Source organism: Delftia sp. ASV31 (genome assembly GCF_016428765.1).
In the GTDB taxonomy this organism is placed as follows: Bacteria; Pseudomonadota; Gammaproteobacteria; order Burkholderiales; family Burkholderiaceae_C; genus Comamonas; species Comamonas acidovorans.
Genome location: NZ_JAELTK010000281.1, coordinates 1 through 315, shown reverse-complemented (window position 1 = coordinate 315; position 315 = coordinate 1). Strand labels below are relative to the sequence as shown.

Below are 315 nucleotides of genomic sequence, written 5' to 3'. Positions count from 1 at the left end.
CCCCCCCCCCCCCCCCCCCCCCCCCCCCCCCCCCCCCCCCCCCCCCCCCCCCCCCCCCCCCCCCCCCCCCCCCCCCCCCCCCCCCCCCCCCCCCCCCCCCCCCCCCCCCCCTTTTTAATGATACGGCCACCACCGAGATCTACACTGTTCGCATTTCGTCGGCAGCGTCAGATGTGTATAAGAGACAGGTTCATGACCATCACCGAGCATGACGGCGACAACTTCCGCTACAGCGCCTCCTACCTGGGCGTGGCGCGCAGCGACGATCTGGTGCTGGTGCAGCTCACGGTCAGCAACACCCGCAGCCTGGAGCAG

1 protein-coding gene is annotated in these 315 nt (G+C 72.7%); it reads left to right on the top strand.

Annotation, left to right across the window (positions count from 1 at the left end):
• Positions 1–315, top strand: a 315-nt coding sequence (locus JHD82_RS30160; protein ID WP_233174970.1) for a tautomerase family protein, incomplete at both ends; no start/stop codon positions are given.